This window comes from Ochrobactrum vermis (genome assembly GCF_002975205.1).
GTDB classification, from domain to species: Bacteria; Pseudomonadota; Alphaproteobacteria; order Rhizobiales; family Rhizobiaceae; genus Brucella; species Brucella vermis.
In genome coordinates this window covers 101,462-116,692 of the sequence record NZ_PCOC01000001.1, presented here as the reverse complement: position 1 = coordinate 116,692, position 15,231 = coordinate 101,462, and the positions used below count along the sequence as shown (strand labels likewise).

The window sequence follows — 15,231 nt, the reverse complement described above, 5'->3', positions numbered from 1 at the left end:
ATAGATTAATCGGCGCTGTTCGGGCCCAATCCTTCCACATGGGTGCGGTTGCGCCCTTCGTTCTTGGCGGCATAAAGAATTTTATCGGCCTGATCGACCGTCTGCCAGAAATCGCCCTGTTCCGGCATGCGGACGCAGCCGATGCTGCATGTGACACTGGTTCCTTCGGACAGATGCTGGAAGCGATGCCTCTCGATGTTCTGCCGTACGCCTTCCATAAGCTGGAAAACATTCTCGGCGTGCATGTCATCGAGGCAGATCACGAATTCCTCGCCACCGGTACGGGCGATCAACGGCCGTTCGCCGATGAGCTTGCGCAAAATCCCGGCAAATTCCTTCAGGACCGCATCACCCGCCGCGTGGCCGTAGGCATCGTTCAATGCCTTGAAGTAATCGATATCGCATACGGCAACCCAGCCCGGCACGCCCTTTCTCGCCTGTGAAAACGCGATATAACGCATTTCCAGCCCACGCCGGTTGAGAAGTCCGGTCAGGGGATCGCTGTCACGCTCATGCGACAGCTCGCCGATCCGGTCATAACCGGCGGCGGCCAGCAAGGCAAAGCCGGTGAGCACTGCGGCGACGGCAGTGGAAAACACCGTCCATTGCCAGAATACCGTCATTGCGAAATTTTCACCGTCGACCTCCCCGAGCAGGGAGCGGGCGGTGAGAAGCGTGCGCGGCACGAATTGCAATGCCACCAGAACGAGCATGACCAGCAGCAGTTTGTCGACCAGCGCACCCTTGAACAGGCCTCGTGTCTGCCATGCGAAAGAAAGGATCAGCGTGGCCATGCCGAGATTGAGCACATAGACCCGCGACAGAAGATTTGGCTCGATATAGCAGTAATACCAGACGCCGCCGACGATGAGCGCGAAACTCAATATGTAAAAAGCAGATGTGAGGCGCAGATCACTGCGCTGCAGAATGCCGTAACCGCCAACCAGCGTGCCGCCGACATAAAATGCAGCTGAAAGCACTGTGTTCAGCCTGTCGTCTGCAGGAAAATTGCCAAGCTGGACCAGCATTGCGAGGCCGATCAACAGGAAGCAAGCGCTGCTGGACACCAGAAACTGGCGGCCGCGATCGGACAGCCACGCCGTGAAAAAGGCGAGCGAGAACAGCAACAGAACGGCAGGGAGTACGAACTTCATATAAATCGGACGCGCAAATTACAATTTCTGGGAGAAGTCTTATTGCGTCCTCTCAAGAAAATTACAATTGAGTAAATTAAAACGCCCCGGTAAACCAGCCATGCATGCAGGACAGGACTGCGGACACGACCCTTAGACCGGATGTCACGATCCGCCCTGTTTTCGCTCTTGATTTCATCGAGCCGTCCGTGTTTGTAACCTGCAAACATTGCCGTGATATGCGCTATCATATGCGCCACGCAGTCCCGTCGCGAAAGGAAGAGACATGAAGCCCGTTTTCCTGCAACTGCAGTGCGCCCCCGGCAAGACCTATGAGGTTGCCGATACGCTCTTTCAGCGCGAAATCGTCTCCGAGCTCTACTCCACCAGCGGCGAATTCGACCTTCTGGCCAAGATCTACATCGCCGAGGATCAGGATATCGGCAAGTTCATCAACGAGAATGTTCTCAACATTCCCAATATCATCCGCTCGCTGACGACATTGACCTTCACCGCCTTCTGACACTGTTGCCAGGCTGGTAAAGGTTTGATTCACCATTAGCGAATTATCATGTCGGCCAAGGGAACCTCTGCTTGCGCTCGCGCATTTCTTGCGTGAAGGGCTTACCTCAAAAGGGAGGCAGCGAGACAAGTGATGAACGATCTTGGACAGCGGCGGGTTTTGGTGGTGGAAGACGAGATTTTCGTCGCCCTTGATGTCGCCGCGACTGTCGAGGATGCGAACGGAACCGTTCTCGGTCCGGTCGGCACCGTCCGGCAGGCGATAGACATCATCAACCGCAATGAAATAGATGCGGCCATTCTTGATGTGAACCTTGCCGATGGCGATGTGGAAGCTGTGCTGGACCGGCTGAAGAGCCGGAATGTCTTCGTGGTCATCCACACCGGCGGCGGATTGCCTCCCCGTCTGGCAGCGCGCTATCCGGAAGTGCCCGTTTTCCAAAAGCCTATCCCGCCATCCGTGCTGACGCGAACGCTGGCTTCCGCCCTCGTTTCGCATGTGGTGTGACGGGGCAGGATGCAGCCGACATTTCCCGATTTTGCAACTGTGCTGAAGGAAGTCGAGGCTGACGCAGGCCCGGCGGACGACATTCGTCGGCCGCAATTCGGGTTTGCCTCCGCGATCTTGTCCGCAGAGCTTGGCGATACGCCAGCGATGCCGCGACAACCGGACGACCTCGAAAGCCTGTTCGACATTGGAAGTTTGCCGGAGACCGTAATCGGGCCCGAACAGGCAAAGCAGGAGCTGGCCGCGCGCATGCAGAAGCAGTCACCGGATGCAATCCGCCACGAGCTGGACTTGCAGCCGGGCTTGAAGCGTGCCGAGCTGCAGCGTCGTCGTCGCAGCTTTGCCGCCAGCAATCATCCGGACCGCCTGCCGGAAGAGTTTCGCCCCGCTGCAGAACAGCGGATGAAGACAGCCAACGCCCTGCTCGATACCGCCATGGCCGGTGCCTCCTCTTAAGGCCGGGTAATTTCCTTACGTTTCCAGCGCGAAATCTTTTGCATTATAACAATAATGTGCTAGTTTGCCTTGTCTGCGCCTGCGAAAATCGTCGCACGCCGGAACCCTTTCCGTTGTCCGCAAGCCTGCAAACGGTCCCGCCCCTCCCGATAATATCGGGCAATATGGGGCAAATTGCGCTTTGCTCTGCGGAAACGGTTCTGTCATAACGGTTACAATTAGAATAGTTCCTAAAAGGTTTGAAAATGCCTCCTTATCGTTCGCGAACAACCACCCACGGCCGCAATATGGCGGGTGCGCGCGGCCTATGGCGCGCCACCGGCATGAAGGATGAGGATTTCGGCAAGCCGATTATCGCTGTGGTGAACTCGTTCACCCAGTTCGTGCCCGGCCATGTGCACCTGAAGGATCTAGGCCAGCTCGTCGCGCGCGAAATCGAAAGCGCTGGCGGCGTCGCCAAGGAATTCAACACCATTGCGGTCGATGACGGCATCGCCATGGGCCATGACGGCATGCTCTATTCGCTGCCATCGCGCGAACTCATCGCCGACTCGGTCGAATATATGGTCAATGCCCATTGCGCCGATGCGATGGTCTGCATTTCCAATTGCGACAAGATCACCCCCGGCATGCTGATGGCCGCATTGCGCCTCAATATTCCGGTCGTGTTCGTTTCCGGTGGCCCGATGGAAGCAGGCAAGGTCATCTGGGATGATCAGGTCAAGAAGCTCGACCTCGTGGATGCGATGGTTGCAGCCGCTGACGACAGCTACACCGACGATCAGGTCAAGGCGATTGAACGCTCCGCCTGCCCGACCTGCGGTTCGTGCTCGGGCATGTTCACCGCGAATTCGATGAACTGCCTCACCGAAGCGCTCGGCCTGTCGCTGCCGGGCAATGGCTCGACACTCGCAACCCATGCCGACCGCAAGCGCCTGTTTGTGGAAGCCGGTCATCTGGTCGTCGATCTCGCCCGTCGTTATTACGAGCAGGACGATGAAAACGTGCTGCCGCGCTCGATTGCGAGCTTCCCGGCCTTTGAAAATGCCATGACGCTCGATATCGCCATGGGCGGCTCGACCAATACGGTCCTGCATCTGCTTGCAGCCGCGCAGGAAGCCGAAATCGACTTCACCATGGCCGATATCGACCGTCTGTCGCGCCGCGTACCGGTGCTCTGCAAGGTCGCGCCTGCCAACAACACGGTTCACATGGAAGACGTGCACCGCGCAGGCGGCATCATGGGTATTCTCGGCCAGCTCGACAAGGCAGGCCTGATCAATACCGCGCTGCCAACCGTGCACAGCGAAACCATGGGTAAGGCGCTCGATCATTGGGACGTCACGCGCACCAAGAGCGAAATGGTGCACAAATTCTATTCGGCAGCTCCCGGTGGCGTGCCGACACAGGTTGCATTCTCACAAGAGCGCCGCTTTGACAGCGTCGATGCCGACCGTGAAACCGGCGTTATCCGTTCCAAGGAACATGCTTTCAGTCAGGATGGCGGTCTGGCCGTGCTTTACGGCAATCTGGCCGAAGACGGCTGCATCGTGAAGACGGCGGGCGTGGACGATTCCATCCTGAAATTCTCCGGCCCGGCCCGCATTTTCGAAAGCCAGGACACGGCTGTGCTCGGCATTTTGAACGGCAAGATCAAGGCTGGCGACATTGTGCTGATCCGCTATGAAGGCCCGCGCGGCGGTCCCGGCATGCAGGAAATGCTCTATCCGACCAGCTATCTGAAGTCGAAGGGTCTGGGCAAAGCCTGCGCGCTGATCACCGACGGACGTTTTTCGGGCGGCTCTTCGGGCCTTTCCATCGGCCACGTCTCGCCGGAAGCAGCCGAAGGCGGCACCATCGGTCTGGTGCGCGAAGGCGATATCATCGATATCGATATTCCGAACCGCAAGATCCATTTGGCTGTTGACGATGCAACGCTGGCAGAACGCCGCGCCGAGCAGGAAGCAACCGGCTGGAAGCCAACCGAAGAGCGCAAGCGCAAGGTTTCAACCGCGCTGAAGGCTTATGCCTCCATGGCAACCAGTGCTGCCAAGGGCGCGGTGCGGAAATTGCCGGATTAAGTCATCCACCTGTTCTCAAAAGGGCCCTTAACGGGCCCTTTTCTTCATGCAAAACTTGACCTGATTTTATTGTCAGACAGAGATATTTTGGATGACCGACGCATGCGCCTTCTGTGACCAAAAAAGCCCTTTGAAAGAAAGCCATGTTCTGCCAGCCTTTATTTTTCGCTGGTTACGCAGTAGATCCGGCTCCGGGCATATTAGACATACTGAAAACCCGAACAAAAGAGTTCAGGATGGTCTAAAATTACATTGGTTATGCGGTGATTGCGAAACAAAATTTAGCAAATACGAAACAGCATTTGCGACAAAACTTTTTCACCCATGGCACTCTGGACAAAGAAAAGTAACCTATAGTGATTGGCTTTTAAAGTTCTGCGTTTCTGTTTCGTGGCGCGTTTTGAAATTCACACGAGGGCACAATCCAGAAGCAGAATATACGGATGAACAAAATACTCTTATGGACAAAGCTGAACAACGTTGGCGAGGATTTTTGAAGGGAGATTTTCCACATCCATCTGAATTTGAACAACATTTATTGATTTTCGATCTTGCGGAATCTACGAATATTCGTGACCTGCCAAATAATTTCAACCGCTTCATGAGTGGAGCAATTACTTTAGATATTATCGGATCTAGTCGATCACTTATGACATTTTCTAAGCTTGGAAGTTTTATGATATTCGGAGTAATCCAAAAAGGGTCAGACCCTTGGGTTGGTACAAAGGTTCATGTCCGAGATGGTATTATTAAGCCAGGTGAATTTACTGTACCTATAGGATTGCTCGATGTGTTCAAGGAAAAGGCGCAGTACTCTTCTGAGGCGATGTCAAAAATATCTGGTCCACAAAGACAAAAAATCCAAAAAAATGTTTTGAACAATCTAGATACATTCAAAAACTCTGATCAATTCGCTGCAATTAAAGCAGATGCAGAAATGTTTGGGAAACAAGCCGTACTTTGGAAAGAAGGCCCACAAGACGAATGATGGCTGAAATCTAAAACACTATTTTTTTTAGCGCGTCCTCCACCGCTGGCATCAGATCGTTCTTAACGGATTCCGGCGTGAACGGCCCGACATGCTTGTAGATGATCTTGCCATTCTGATCGACGAGGAAGGTTTCCGGTACGCCGTAGACGCCCCATTCGATGGCTGAGCGTCCTGCGCGGTCGGCGCCGACAGCGGCAAAGGGATTGCCGAGATCGCCGAGGAAGCGGCGCGCATTTTCGGGCTGGTCCTTGTAATTGAGGCCAACCACGCGGATGCGCTCGTCCTTGGCGATTTCCATCAAGAGCGGATGCTCCTGACGGCAGGGAACGCACCACGATCCCCAGACGTTGACCAGTGTCAGCTTGCCCCCCGGACCTGTTTTGAAGTCATCGCTATTGAGGCCCGGCACGGGCGCGCCATCGCGCACCAGACCCTCGACGGGCGGCAGGTTCGTTTGCGGTGCCTGCTTGCCGATCAGCGCAGAAGGTATCGTCGTATTGTCCTTGCCCGACAGAAGCTGGACGGCAAAAACCGCCGCCAGTCCGACGAAAATCGCCAGCGGCAGCAGGGCAACCCATGTTGAGCGCTTTTTAGGTACTGCGGGCTTTTCGGTTGTTTCGGTCATCATGCTTTACCGGGGGCTTTTGCAGAACGGCGGCGCACGCCCTGCGCCTCAAGCCGCTTCAATTCGTTTTTCTGGATGCGCTGATCGATCAATATCCAGCCGATGGTGACGACGAGCGCCGCGACCGTGATGCCATAGGAGGCCAGAACATAGCCGAGATGGTTCATACCGCGCCCTCCTGTGCCTTGGCCTTGCGGTCGGCACTGCGGTCGGCATTGCGTGCGGCAAGCTTCTTCATAGACGCCACGCGGCGACGCCAGATTTCATTGCGCATGGCCATCATGTGCAGCGTGAAAAACAGAAGCGAGAAGCCGATAGCCATCACGAAAAGCGGACGCAGCATCGACGCGTCGATGGTGGGGCCGTCCATGCGGAACACCGAAGCTGGCTGATGCAGCGTGTTCCACCAGTCGACCGAGAATTTGATGATCGGGATGTTGATGAAGCCGACCAGCGTGAGCACCGCCACAGGCTTGGCGCTTCTTGCCGGATCATCCATGGCGCGCGACAACGCGATAATGCCGAGATACATCAAAAACAGCACGAAGACCGAGGTCAACCGCGCATCCCACACCCACCACGTGCCCCACATCGGCTTGCCCCAGAGCGAACCGGTGGCAAGCGCTAGCGCGGTGAACATGGCGCCCAGGGGAGCGGCGGCTCGGATCGAGACATCGGCCAGCGGATGCCGCCAGACCAGCGTGCCCAGCGCCGAAACGGCCATGATCGAGTAGCACATCATGGAAAGCCATGCGAAAGGCACATGGATATACATGATACGGACCGTCATGCCCTGCTGGTAGTCCTCCGGTGACAGGAAGAAGACCATATAGAGGCCAGCCGCCAGAAACAGTGCGGAAAGCCCGGCCAGCCATGGCAATACCTTGCCTGCAAAGGCGAGGAACCGCGTCGGATTGGCCAGATCGAGCCAGCTTGTGGCTTTAACTGCGTCTTTGGTCATGTCTTTTTCCATGGCCTATACTTACCTTCCACCCCTGTGCCGTTCAATTGACCGTAATCAACTGCGTCAATCCGCCGAACTTTTCAGCGCTGCGCTCGCGGCCAGAGGCCCCAGCACGGCAAAGAACAGGGTGAGTGCTGCAAGAATGAGGAATGGCGCCAGAAAGGGCGCATTGTCTACTGTCGCTCCATGCGAAGCTGATACACCGAAAATGAGCACCGGGATGGTGAGCGGCAGAACGATCACCGACACCAGCAACCCGCCACGCGGCAGCGCCACGGCAAGGGCAGCACCCACCGCACCAATGAAGGCAATGGCAGGCGTTCCCACCAGAAGCGTCAGCGATGTCGCGCCGATTGCCGAGGCATCCATGTTCATGAAGAGGCCCAGCATCGGCGATGCGATCACCAGCGGCAGCACACTTGCCACCCAATGGGCCACGCATTTCACAAAAACCGTAAAGGCCAGCATATGGCTGTCCGTGCCGATCAGCAGAAGATCGAGCGAACCGTCTTCCCGGTCGGCCTGAAACAGCCGGTCGAGCCCCAGAAGTATTGCCAGCAGCGCGCCGATCCACAGCATTGCGGGGCCGATCCGCGCCAGAAGGTTGAGATCAGGCCCGACGCCGAAGGGCATGACAGCAATGACGGCGAGGAAAAACAATATGCCGATCAGCGCACCACCACCGGCGCGAAAACTGAGGCGCAGGTCTCTCAGGAAAAGCGCCAGCATCAGACGGCCTCGAGCGAAAAGGCGGCCATGTCGAGCGCGCTGACGCCTTCAAGGCCAAGAGGAATATGCGTTGCGGCGACAATCATGCCGCCTTCCCGCATATGACCGCGCATGATTTCTGCAAAGCGGGCTTCGGACGCCTTGTCGAGACCGGCTGTCGGCTCGTCCACGATCCACAGCGGGCGATGGCTGACCAGAAGCTTGGCGATGGAAACACGGCGCTTCTGCCCCGTCGAGAGATAGCCGAACGGCAGATGCTCCACACCGGGCAGATCGACGGCTTCCAGCGCCTCACCGATCTGCGCCTGCGCGGCACCATGGAACGTCTGCCAGAAGGACAGGTTTTCACGCACGCTGAGCGCCGGTTTCATCGCATTCTGATGGCCGAGATAATGGCAGGCGGCGCGCACCGGCAAAACCGTGTCGTCTTCGCTCAATTCCACCTTTCCTGCTTCGGGCTGAAGCAGGCCGCAGATGATTCGCAGCAGCGTGGACTTGCCGGAGCCGTTGGGGCCGGTCACCACCAGCGCCTCGCCTTCACCGAGCGCAAAAGACAGGTCCGCGAAAATCGTTTCGCCGCCCCTTTCGCCCGCCAGATTTTCGGCTTCAAGCCGCATTTTAAACCCTCTAAGCCCCGATGGATAACTGCCAGACCAATAGAACCGGAACTACGGAAAGGCATCGCAACATTTCGCCGCAAGGGGTCGATTTCACGATATTCTGTCTGGAATCGTTTTAGAAAACTCTCTATATGAGGGCTACCATGCCAGCGGTCGGCGTGGAAACCATTTTTGGCCGATCTCAACCTGTTGCCAATGAAGACAAAGACTTCAAGGACGCAGGCATCGGGACGGACAGCGGAAATGACTGCACCCGCACCTTGGCGCGTCCTTGAAACGCAGCAGAGGCGTTCGTCCTGGTTTTCCGGCCAGTAGCATGAAGGACGAACGCAGTGTCACACATTGACAGCTTCAAATGTCGCAAAACCCTTACCGTCGACGGTAAGGATTATGTCTATTACAGCCTGACCGAAGCCGAAAAGAACGGCCTTGAGGGCATCTCCAAGCTTCCATTCTCCATGAAGGTTCTGCTCGAGAACCTGCTCCGCTTCGAGGACGACCGCTCCGTCAAGAAGTCGGACATCGAAGCTGTCGCCAAGTGGCTGAACGACCGCGGCTCTGCAGGCGCAGAAATCGCCTATCGCCCGGCCCGCGTGCTGATGCAGGACTTCACCGGCGTTCCTGCCGTCGTTGACCTTGCAGCCATGCGCGACGGCCTCAAGTCGCTCGGCGGCGATCCGGAAAAGATCAATCCGCTCGTTCCTGTCGATCTCGTCATCGACCATTCGGTCATCGTCGACGAATTCGGCAATCCAAGCGCATTCAAGGCCAATGTGGACCTCGAATATCAGCGCAATGGCGAACGCTACCGCTTCCTGAAGTGGGGCCAGCAGGCATTCAAGAACTTCCGCGTCGTTCCTCCGGGCACCGGCATCTGCCATCAGGTGAACCTCGAATATCTGGCCCAGGCTGTCTGGACCAAGGAAGAAGACGGCGAAACCGTTGCCTATCCCGACACCTGCGTCGGCACCGACAGCCACACCACCATGGTCAACGGCCTTGGCGTTCTGGGCTGGGGCGTCGGCGGCATCGAAGCTGAAGCGGCCATGCTCGGCCAGCCGGTTTCCATGCTTCTGCCGGAAGTCGTCGGCTTCCGCCTGACCGGCAAGATCAAGGAAGGCGTGACCGCGACCGACCTCGTCCTCACCGTCACGCAGATGCTGCGCAAGAAGGGCGTTGTCGGCAAGTTCGTCGAATTCTTCGGCGAAGGCCTCGAAAACATGACGCTCGCCGACCGTGCGACCATCGCGAACATGGGTCCGGAATATGGCGCAACCTGCGGTTTCTTCCCGGTTGACCGCGAAACGCTCAACTACATGAACACCACCGGTCGCGACGAGCATCGCATCGAACTGGTTGAAGCTTACTGCCGTGCGCAGGGCATGTGGCGCGACAAGGGTGCAGCCGATCCGGTCTTCACCGAAACGCTCGAACTCGACATGGGCGACGTGGTTCCGTCGATGGCCGGTCCAAAGCGTCCGGAAGGCCGCATTGCGCTGGAAAACATCGGTTCCGGTTTCGCAACCTCGCTCGAAACGGAATATAAGAAGGCCACCGGCCAGACAGCGCGTTACGCCGTTGAAGGTGAAGACTACGATCTCGGTCATGGCGATGTGGCGATTGCCGCCATCACGTCGTGCACCAACACCTCGAACCCGAGCGTGCTGATTGCTGCCGGTCTTCTGGCCCGCAACGCGGTTGCCAAGGGCCTCAAGACCAAGCCTTGGGTCAAGACCTCGCTTGCGCCTGGCTCCCAGGTCGTTGCCGCCTATCTTGAATCCGCTGGCCTCCAGAAGGATCTCGATGCGCTCGGCTTCAACCTCGTCGGCTTCGGCTGCACGACCTGCATCGGCAATTCCGGTCCGCTGCCTGCGCCGATCTCCAAGACGATCAACGAAAAGGGCCTGATCGCGGCTGCCGTTCTTTCCGGCAATCGTAACTTCGAAGGTCGTGTTTCGCCGGACGTGCAGGCAAACTACCTTGCTTCACCGCCGCTCGTCGTTGCCCACGCTCTTGCCGGTACGGTCACCAAGGACCTGACCAAGGAGCCGCTTGGCGAAGACCAGAACGGCAATCCGGTATTCCTGCGCGACATCTGGCCTTCCTCTCAGGAAATCCAGGAATTCATCGCCAAGAACGTCACCCGCAAGATCTTCTCGGAGAAGTATGCGGACGTGTTCAAGGGTGACGAAAACTGGCAGGCCGTTCAGGTTCCTGCTGGCCAGACCTATGCATGGGACGACGATTCGACCTATGTGCAGAACCCGCCTTACTTCGTTGGCATGGGCAAGTCGGCCGGTACCATCGGCGACGTCAAGGGCGCTCGTATTCTTGGTCTCTTCGGCGACAAGATCACGACCGACCACATTTCGCCTGCCGGTTCCATCAAGGCGCAGTCGCCAGCCGGCAAATACCTCATCGACCATGGCGTCGGCGTTGCCGATTTCAACCAGTACGGCACGCGTCGCGGCAACCATGAAGTGATGATGCGCGGCACCTTTGCAAATATCCGTATTCGCAACCACATGCTGGGCGAAAACGGACGTGAAGGCGGCTACACCATCCACTACCCGTCGAAGGAAGAAACCTCGATCTATGATGCTGCCATGCAGTACAAGGCCGAGAACGTGCCGCTCGTCGTCTTCGCAGGCGTCGAATACGGTAACGGCTCTTCGCGCGACTGGGCTGCCAAGGGCACCAACCTGCTCGGCGTCAAGGCCGTGATCGCACAGTCCTTCGAGCGTATTCACCGCTCCAACCTCGTCGGCATGGGTATTGTGCCTTTCGTCTTCGAGGAAGGCACCAGCTGGCAGACGCTCGGCCTCAAGGGCGACGAAATCGTCTCCATCGAAGGCCTTGCCGATGTGCGTCCGCGTCAGAAAGTTGAAGCTTCCATCACCTATGCCGACGGCACGGTGAAGAAGGTTCCGCTCATCTGCCGCATCGATACGCTGGACGAGCTCGACTACATGAAGAACGGCGGCATTCTGCAGACCGTTCTGCGCGACCTCGCCGCTTAAGCGACTTGGGCATAAAAATCAGAAGCCGCCGGAGAAATCCGGCGGCTTTTTTTATGTTTGCAGAAAGTGATTGTGACAGGACCGCTTATGCGCCCGTCTTATTATGCACGTCGTTTCAACGTGTTGCCTCCAGTCCGGCGCAAACGATACACACTTGCTTGCAGGCCTCACCGCAACGTGAATTCCTATTGATTGTGGGACTTCTTACATAATAGATGTCAGCGACAATTATTGCAGGATGAAACGAAGTGATACTCCACGCCCCTTTCTATGGGACAGGTCCATGGCTTACCGGCGAGCATTTGCCCGGCTGGCGTAGCATCTGTGCCGTTCTCGGGCTGGCATTCACCGGCTGCATATCCATGCAAGGGTCTGCCAAGGCATCGGACAGCGGCAAGAAAACCGCAGTTCTGGAGCTTTACACCAGCCAGGGCTGCAAGTCCTGCCCTCAGGCCGACCGTAATCTGGCCAAATATGCCGATGACCCCAATGTCCTGGCGCTGTCGTTCCACGTCAATTACTGGGATTATATGGGTTGGCGCGATACACTTGCCACCCAGGAAAACACCGACCGGCAGAATGCTTATCGCAACTCTTTCAATGCGCGCATGATCTATACGCCGCAAGCGATTATCAACGGCACGGCGGAAGTGAACGGTCGCGACCGCGGCGCCCTTCAGGAGCAGATCGCCACCAACAAGCTGGATGTGCCGGTTTCCATCACGCAGCTTGACGATGGGCGTCTTTCCATAGACATCGGCGCGGGCAAGAAGCCAAAGGCGCCTGTGCATGTCGTGCTGTTCTATTTCCGCGATTCGGTGACCATTCCGATCACGGAAGGTGAAAACGCCGGTGAGGCAGTCACCTATCGCAATACGGTCAGCGATACCAATACGATCGGCATGTGGGACGGCAAGCCGCTGAAAATCGAGATTCCAGCTTCGGAACTGAAGCGCAAGGACGTTTCAGGCTGCGCCGTGGTGCTTCAGGAAACGCGCGACGACAATTCGCTCGGTCCCATACATGGTGCAGCTATGTTCAAACAGAAGAAGCCTGTCGGTCTCTGACCAGAAAACGGCAGCCGCTCAATCATCCATGGTACGTGACCGATGCATGGTCCAGTGGCGCTGTTTCTCTTTGGTGAACTTCGGGCGGAGTGTTGTTGCTCGGTCGTCCAGCGCGGCTGGCAGGAAGAGGTTGGTTCGGCTCGGGCAGTCCTTTGGGCGGGGGGCTTGGGGTCGGACATACCCGAACCGAACCGTCTCAGGCAACACGTGGATGCTGAAGCCATAATCAGGCTGGAATGCGAAGCTGACAAGGCGAAAATGTGGCCAGCAATCACCATTGCAAACAGGCATTCTCTTTTCGTGAATAGCTAATATACCGCCGCTAATCCCTATTTATTGGGGTTTTCTTTGCCCAATAATTGACGGCTAGAACCGGCTCGCAAAACGCTCCCCTTGAAATTGCTTCATAAAAGCATCACCCTGTTGTCATGCGCCGGTTGGGTTCACTTCCTCGCCATTGGCGAATGTCCATACCGGTTGCGCGCAATTTGTTCTTGAGCGCACACGAACCTGTTTCGGCTTGCGCCCTGCAAAAGGCTGAAAGGAAGGAAATGGATACGTCAAGCGCAGCGAATGAGGATTTGTCATCCCGTTCCCCCTCGTCTGCTTCGCCAAAGGTCGTTCCTCTCGACCATGCGCGACCCGCTCCCATCAGTTTCAACCGGCATGAACTCGGCAAAATCCTGAATATTTATGGCCGCATGGTCTCCTCCGGCGCGTGGCGGGATTACGCCATCGATCACCTGAGCGACCGCGCCGTGTTTTCCATCTTTCGCCGTGCAAGCGAGGTACCGCTTTTCCGCATCGAGAAGAATCCGAAACTGTCGCAGAAACAGGGTGCTTATTCGGTCATCGCTGCAAGCGGGCTTATCATGAAGCGCGGCCACGAGCTGGAGCGCGTGCTGCGCGTGTTCGACAAGAGCCTCAAGCTTGTGGAAAGCTGACCCTCCGCCGCGTCGGCAGATTATGAAAGCGGAGGCTTCCCCGGTTCCACTGAACGCCCGCCGTTGAGCGGCAATTGCATCAGTACGGTGTCGAGCCAGCGTTCGTGCTTGAAGCCGGAACCCTCGATGCGTCCGCAATGGGCGAAGCCCAGGCTTTCATGCAGCTTGACCGAACCGATATTGTGTTCGCCGTCGCCGATCACCGCCAGCAATTGCCGGAACCCCAATGCGGAAATACGCTCGATGAGTTCGCGCAGCAGGAGCTTGCCGATTCCCTTCCCCTTCGCGTCCGGGGCGATATAGATCGAATCCTCTGCAAGCCAGCGATAGGCAGGCCTGACGCGGAAATAGCTCGCATAGGCATAGCCCAGAACCACGCCGTCCTCTTCCGCGACGAGGATCGGAAAACCTTGCTCTACAAATGCCCCGAAACGCTTTGCCATTTCGTCCAATGTCGGCGGCTCGATCTCATAGGAACCGGCGCCGGTCAGAACGGCTTGCGTATAGATTGCGGTGATCGTTTCGATATCGGCAGGCTGGAAATCACGGATGACAGGCATGGGGAACCGGAGATGATCGTTTGACGGCTTCCAGAATGCACAATGTATTTGTTTTATAAAAGCAAAAAAGGGCAGCGTCTCCGCTGCCCTTTTGTTCAAACACTTTTCAGCTGATTAGTTACGGTTGCCCATGAACTGCAGCAGGAAGGTGAACATGTTGATGAAGTCGAGATAGAGACGCAGGGCGCCCATCACGATCTTGCGGCCATGCGCATCCGAAGAATCGCCTTCGTAGTACATTTCCTTGATCGACTGCGTGTCGTAGGCGGTGAGGCCTGCGAAGATCAGAACACCGATCACCGAGATCGCGAACTGCAGCGCGGTGGAGCCGAGGAAAATGTTGACGACCGATGCCAGGATCAGGCCGAACAGGCCCATGACCAGGAACGAACCCATGGCGGACAGGTCGCGCTTGGTCGTGTAACCATAGAGCGACAGCGCGCCGAAGGAAGCAGCCGTTACAAAGAAGGTGCGAACGATGCTCTGGCCGGTGAAGACCAGAAAAATCGACGACAGCGACAGGCCGACGAGAGCTGCATAGCCCCAGAAGACGGCGTTGGCGGTCGAGACCGAAAGACGCTCGATGCGGAAGCTCAGGAAGAACACTGCCGCGAGCGGCGCAAGCATCACCACCCAGCGCAGCGGCGACGTATAAAGCGCAGCGCCCAGTGCGGTGAGCATCTTGCCGTTGGCAAGCTGCGCGACGGCTGCGGACGGGTCCGTGGTCGTTGCGAGCGCTGCAACGGCGAATGCGGCAAGGCCGGTAACGGCCAAGCCGATAGCCATCATGTTATAGACGCCCAGCATATAGCTGCGCAGGCCCTGGTCGATGCCTGCATCAGCACGAGCACCGCCTACCGGCCTCTGCTGCGCCTGAATATTGCGAAAGTCAGCCATGACTTAAATCCTCTTGCCATGTCCCGTCCGGTGTCGGGGCGCTCAAAAGGCCGAGCCGCCTCCAGGCGCCGCTGGCGGGACCCCAGCATGCCTGCCTGACATTATGGGGATTTC

General features: G+C 57.1%; 16 protein-coding genes. 8 read left to right on the top strand and 8 right to left on the bottom strand.

From position 1 onward, the window contains the following. Positions 1 to 5 precede the first annotated feature (5 nt). On the bottom strand, positions 6 to 1,154 hold the full coding sequence (locus CQZ93_RS00575) for a GGDEF domain-containing protein (protein ID WP_105540852.1): 1,149 nt from the start codon (positions 1,152 to 1,154) through the stop codon (positions 6 to 8). 265 nt (positions 1,155 to 1,419) lie between these two features. On the opposite strand from CQZ93_RS00575, the gene CQZ93_RS00570 reads away from it, so the two are divergent. The 5 genes from CQZ93_RS00570 to CQZ93_RS26310 all read left to right on the top strand — a co-directional run bounded on the left by CQZ93_RS00570 (position 1,420) and on the right by CQZ93_RS26310 (position 5,688). After that, the gene (locus CQZ93_RS00570) at positions 1,420 to 1,656 is read left to right on the top strand and encodes an Lrp/AsnC ligand binding domain-containing protein (RefSeq protein WP_010657951.1); all 237 of its coding nucleotides are present in this window, start codon (positions 1,420 to 1,422) and stop codon (positions 1,654 to 1,656) included. Between the two features lie 132 nt (positions 1,657 to 1,788). Continuing rightward, positions 1,789 to 2,163: a response regulator gene (locus tag CQZ93_RS00565; RefSeq protein WP_105540851.1), complete on the top strand. Its 375-nt coding sequence runs from the start codon at positions 1,789 to 1,791 to the stop codon at positions 2,161 to 2,163. A 9-nt stretch (positions 2,164 to 2,172) separates the two neighbouring features. Beyond that, on the top strand, positions 2,173 to 2,619 hold the full coding sequence (locus tag CQZ93_RS00560; RefSeq protein WP_105540850.1) for a hypothetical protein: 447 nt from the start codon (positions 2,173 to 2,175) through the stop codon (positions 2,617 to 2,619). A gap of 245 nt (positions 2,620 to 2,864) precedes the next feature. Continuing rightward, a complete protein-coding gene (gene ilvD, locus CQZ93_RS00555; protein WP_105540849.1) occupies positions 2,865 to 4,700 on the top strand; it encodes a dihydroxy-acid dehydratase in 1,836 nt (611 codons plus the stop codon). A 91-nt stretch (positions 4,701 to 4,791) separates the two neighbouring features. After that, a complete protein-coding gene (locus CQZ93_RS26310; protein ID WP_146114415.1) occupies positions 4,792 to 5,688 on the top strand; it encodes a hypothetical protein in 897 nt (298 codons plus the stop codon). 10 nt (positions 5,689 to 5,698) lie between these two features. Here the strand turns inward: CQZ93_RS26310 and CQZ93_RS00545 are convergent, their stop codons facing one another. The 5 genes from CQZ93_RS00545 to ccmA all read right to left on the bottom strand — a co-directional run bounded on the left by CQZ93_RS00545 (position 5,699) and on the right by ccmA (position 8,626). Continuing rightward, entirely contained in the window at positions 5,699 to 6,316 is a 618-nt protein-coding gene (locus CQZ93_RS00545) for a DsbE family thiol:disulfide interchange protein (RefSeq protein ID WP_105543117.1), read from the bottom strand. Further along, positions 6,316 to 6,483 carry a heme exporter protein CcmD gene (ccmD, locus tag CQZ93_RS00540; RefSeq protein ID WP_105540847.1) on the bottom strand — a complete coding sequence of 56 codons (168 nt, stop codon included), beginning with the start codon at positions 6,481 to 6,483 and terminating at the stop codon, positions 6,316 to 6,318. The genes CQZ93_RS00545 and ccmD overlap by 1 nt, the downstream gene beginning before the upstream one ends. After that, positions 6,480 to 7,277 carry a heme ABC transporter permease gene (locus CQZ93_RS00535; protein WP_181153288.1) on the bottom strand — a complete coding sequence of 266 codons (798 nt, stop codon included), beginning with the start codon at positions 7,275 to 7,277 and terminating at the stop codon, positions 6,480 to 6,482. The genes ccmD and CQZ93_RS00535 overlap by 4 nt, the downstream gene beginning before the upstream one ends. A gap of 66 nt (positions 7,278 to 7,343) precedes the next feature. Further along, complete coding sequence (gene ccmB / locus CQZ93_RS00530) at positions 7,344 to 8,009, bottom strand: heme exporter protein CcmB (protein WP_105540845.1); 666 nt, start codon at positions 8,007 to 8,009, stop codon at positions 7,344 to 7,346. Next, complete coding sequence (ccmA, locus tag CQZ93_RS00525) at positions 8,009 to 8,626, bottom strand: heme ABC exporter ATP-binding protein CcmA (RefSeq protein WP_105540844.1); 618 nt, start codon at positions 8,624 to 8,626, stop codon at positions 8,009 to 8,011. The genes ccmB and ccmA overlap by 1 nt, the downstream gene beginning before the upstream one ends. 335 nt (positions 8,627 to 8,961) lie before the next feature. Between ccmA and acnA the strand changes: the two genes are divergently transcribed. The 3 genes from acnA (at position 8,962) to CQZ93_RS00500 (ending at position 13,660) form a co-directional block, all read left to right on the top strand. Further along, the gene (gene acnA / locus CQZ93_RS00515) at positions 8,962 to 11,649 is read left to right on the top strand and encodes an aconitate hydratase AcnA (RefSeq protein WP_105540843.1); all 2,688 of its coding nucleotides are present in this window, start codon (positions 8,962 to 8,964) and stop codon (positions 11,647 to 11,649) included. A gap of 362 nt (positions 11,650 to 12,011) precedes the next feature. Further along, entirely contained in the window at positions 12,012 to 12,716 is a 705-nt protein-coding gene (locus tag CQZ93_RS00510) for a DUF1223 domain-containing protein (protein WP_181153356.1), read from the top strand. Between the two features lie 551 nt (positions 12,717 to 13,267). Continuing rightward, positions 13,268 to 13,660: a DUF2794 domain-containing protein gene (locus tag CQZ93_RS00500; RefSeq protein WP_105540840.1), complete on the top strand. Its 393-nt coding sequence runs from the start codon at positions 13,268 to 13,270 to the stop codon at positions 13,658 to 13,660. Between the two features lie 20 nt (positions 13,661 to 13,680). Here CQZ93_RS00500 and CQZ93_RS00495 read toward each other — a convergent pair whose 3' ends face one another. Both CQZ93_RS00495 and CQZ93_RS00490 read right to left on the bottom strand, forming a co-directional pair. After that, positions 13,681 to 14,220, bottom strand: a complete 540-nt coding sequence (locus tag CQZ93_RS00495; RefSeq protein WP_105540839.1) for a GNAT family N-acetyltransferase — start codon at positions 14,218 to 14,220, stop codon at positions 13,681 to 13,683. Positions 14,221 to 14,334: 114 nt separating this feature from the next. Further along, positions 14,335 to 15,117: a Bax inhibitor-1/YccA family protein gene (locus CQZ93_RS00490; RefSeq protein ID WP_105540838.1), complete on the bottom strand. Its 783-nt coding sequence runs from the start codon at positions 15,115 to 15,117 to the stop codon at positions 14,335 to 14,337. Positions 15,118 to 15,231 lie beyond the last annotated feature (114 nt).